Annotated in this window: 1 protein-coding gene; it reads left to right on the top strand. The window is 52.4% G+C overall.

The window, feature by feature from the left end:
- Positions 1-356 precede the first annotated feature (356 nt).
- Positions 357-3,062: an HAD-IC family P-type ATPase gene (locus tag RMO84_RS03345; RefSeq protein ID WP_310487030.1), complete on the top strand. Its 2,706-nt coding sequence runs from the start codon at positions 357-359 to the stop codon at positions 3,060-3,062.
- Positions 3,063-3,416 lie beyond the last annotated feature (354 nt).

Raw genomic sequence — 3,416 nt, 5'->3', positions numbered from 1 at the left:
TAACTATCGTACAAACCTGCCCAACTCCACTAGCAACCTGAAGATAGATTGATTTCAAGCCAAGGGAAAATACGATCTGCACGTTAATAGTGGGTGAGGGTGGGTTTGTACGATAGTTATCGTTACACCAACAATTAATAGCATAAACCCACCCCTACAGATTTTTCTTCGCTCGATGAATCAACCCTGCCCTTCAAAAGGGGGGAACCACCCATTAAAAACGTAGAAATTAGACCTTCCAAACATCCTCTTAGATATTCAATCAAAATAAATTTTTTAGTTAACATAGAAAAAGAGCGATAAATAACAGCAGCAATCGGTATTTTTCAGTGATTTAGTTTTGGTACCTAACACCAATGACATTAGAAAATTTAGGCCTACAGCAATGGCACACGATCCCAAAACAAGAAGCCGCTCGGTTGCTCCATAGCAATCTAGACGCGGGCTTAACCCTAGCAGAGGCAGACCGACGACATGCCCAATTTGGGGCAAATCAACTAGTTGCCAAGCCTGGGAAAAGTGCGTGGTTGCGATTTGTGCTCCAATTCAATCAACCATTACTGTATATCTTGCTAGCGGCTGGCGTCATCACCGCACTCCTGCAAGAATGGGTCGATTCTGGGGTGATCTTTGGCGTGACGACGATCAATGCCATCATCGGTTTCGTGCAGGAAGCTAGAGCCGAAAGCGCGATCGCGGCTCTAGCCAAGTCGGTAACTACCGAAACCACCCTGGTTAGGGACGGACAAACCCAGCGCGTGCCTGCCGATCGATTGGTACCAGGCGATCTAGTCCAACTGGCGGCAGGGGATAAAATTCCCGCCGATCTGCGACTGATCGAAGTCAGCAATCTCACGGTCGATGAGTCGGGGTTGACGGGCGAATCAGTGCCGATCCAGAAAGATACTCAGCCCCAGGAGACAGCCGCCGCTTTGGCCGAGCGCACTAGTATGGCCTATATGGGCAGTCTGGTGACTTCCGGCCAGGGGCAAGGGCTGGTTGTGGCGATCGCTAATGCTACCGAGATGGGGCGGATCTCTCAATTGATGGAACAGAGCGTAGATGTGGAAACCCCAATCGTCCGCAAGCTGGCCAAATTTAGCAAAAAGCTGCTCTACGTCGTGTTGGGACTGGCGGTACTCAATTTTTTAGTTGCCCTCCCGCAGAATGAGTCTTGGGTGGAGGTGTTTACTACCACCGTTGCCTTTGCGGTAGCCGCAATTCCCGAAGGCTTACCCGCAATCGTCACGATTACGTTGGCAATTGGGGTATCGCGTTTGGCTAGGCGCAATGCGATCGTCCGCAAGCTAGCAGCAGTGGAAACGTTGGGCAGTACCACGGTAATTTGTTCCGATAAAACCGGCACCCTCACCGAAAATCAGATGACGGTGCAGGCGATCTATGCGGGTCGCAACCTTTATACTGTCACCGGCGTCGGTTACGATCCGCAGGGGGAAATTTTACTCGACGATCGACCGATCGCGGCCCGCGATTTGCCCGCACTAAGTGCCTGTCTTCAAGCAGGACAACTGTGCAATGACGCTCATCTCCAAGCGCAAAACGGACATTACACGATCGTCGGCGATCCGACCGAGGGTGCCTTAATTGTCGTCGCCCACAAAGCCGGAATTAATGGCCAAGATTTAGCAGCCCAACTGCCCAGACTGGGTGTCATTCCGTTTGAGTCGCAGTTCCAATATATGGCGACAGTGCATCAAGCCGCTGGGCAGCAGTCGATCTATGTCAAAGGTTCGACCGAAGCCATCTTGCAGCGGTGCGATCGCTCCCTCGACGAGCGCGGACAACCAGTCGATCTCGATCGCGATCTCATCGCTCAAAAAGCGGATGATCTGGCGCGCCAAGGGCTGCGCGTCTTGGCCTTGGCCACTCAATCGCGACAGAATGCAACGCAATCGCTTTCCCATGCCGATCTCGATCGAGGACTAGTATTTCTAGGTCTGCAAGGAATGCTCGATCCGCCGCGACCGGCAGCAATTGCGGCTGTCCGCGCCTGCCAAGCAGCGGGAATTAAGGTCAAGATGATTACCGGCGACCACGTCCTCACCGCCACCGCGATCGCCAGGATGATGAAATTGAGTGGCGGCGAAGCAATTCAGTCGTATTCGGGACAAGAACTCAGCAAAATGGATGAACGGGGGTTTGCCACTGCTGCTAGTGACGGTAACGTCTTCGCGCGGGTGGCTCCCGAACAAAAATTGCGCCTCGTCGAAGCCCTCCAAGCCAAAGGCGAGATCGTAGCGATGACTGGAGATGGAGTTAACGATGCCCCCGCACTCAAGCAAGCCGATCTGGGGATTGCCATGGGTATCACCGGCACCGAAGTCTCCAAAGAAGCCGCCGCTATGATTCTGACCGACGATAACTTTGCCTCGATCGAAGCGGCGGTAGAAGAGGGACGCACGGTTTATCAAAATCTGCTCCGCGCGATCGCTTTTGCCCTCCCAGTCAATGGCGGCGAGGCTCTGACAATTTTAGTCGGCGTTCTGCTAGGTACGGCTTTACCGATCCTGCCGTTACAAATTCTGTGGATTAATATGGTCAGTGCCACCGCCCTGACAATTCCCCTCGCCTTTGAACCCAAGTCTACCGATGTGATGAAGTCGCCACCGCGCAATCCCAATCAGCCGTTACTAACGGCAAAGTTGCTGCGACGGATTATTATCATCTCGCTGTTTAACGTTATCGCCGTCTTTGGCTCCTTTGAATGGGCGCAGCAAACGACCAATAATCTCGCGCTCGCCCGGACGATAGCGGTGAATACCTTGATCTCCGCCGAAGCCTTTTATCTGTTGAGTATCACTCAGTTTGTGCCGTCACTATTTGCCAAACTCCGAGATCGGCGGCGGTCGATCGCGTTTGCACCCGCAATTGGGGTAGCCGCGATCGTCGTGTTGCAATGGTTGTTCGTGCAGTGGGGCGTGATGAATCAGTTGTTTCAGACAGTGCCCCTCAGTTTCGATCTCGCGGCCATCAGCGTTCTCGTCAGTCTGCCGATCGTGATTGTGGTCAAACTGCTCGATCGATTCAACCCGATCGATTAATAGGCACTGGCAAAATTTTCGCTCTAATTGTCGATCGAAACATCCATATCTAGTAGCAGTTGCCAAGCTTGAGAGGAAACACCCTTCAACAAGGGAGATTCTCATTCTGAGAGGCTACGCCAACGCCACGGCGCAGGCAATCCTCTGGGCGAAAATGGCGATTATCTGACTAGTTACCTGTGGCTCGAAGTACTGCAAAAAGATAGCCTACTCGAAATCCTGGCGAAGTTCCTCCATCTCGAAACCAAGGAAACCAAAATCCCCACAGCCAGCGGGATTAAATATCAGACTAAAGAAACCCTAATTTTCCCCGATCGATTGTCATACCGACCAGGCGGATGATTGCGGTTGGGC

The sequence above is a fragment of the Chamaesiphon sp. VAR_69_metabat_338 genome, assembly GCF_031423935.1.
Lineage (GTDB): Bacteria > Cyanobacteriota > Cyanobacteriia > Cyanobacteriales > Chamaesiphonaceae > Chamaesiphon.
The sequence above is the reverse complement of the archived record's forward strand: the minus strand, read 5'-3'. Positions and strand labels throughout refer to the sequence as shown.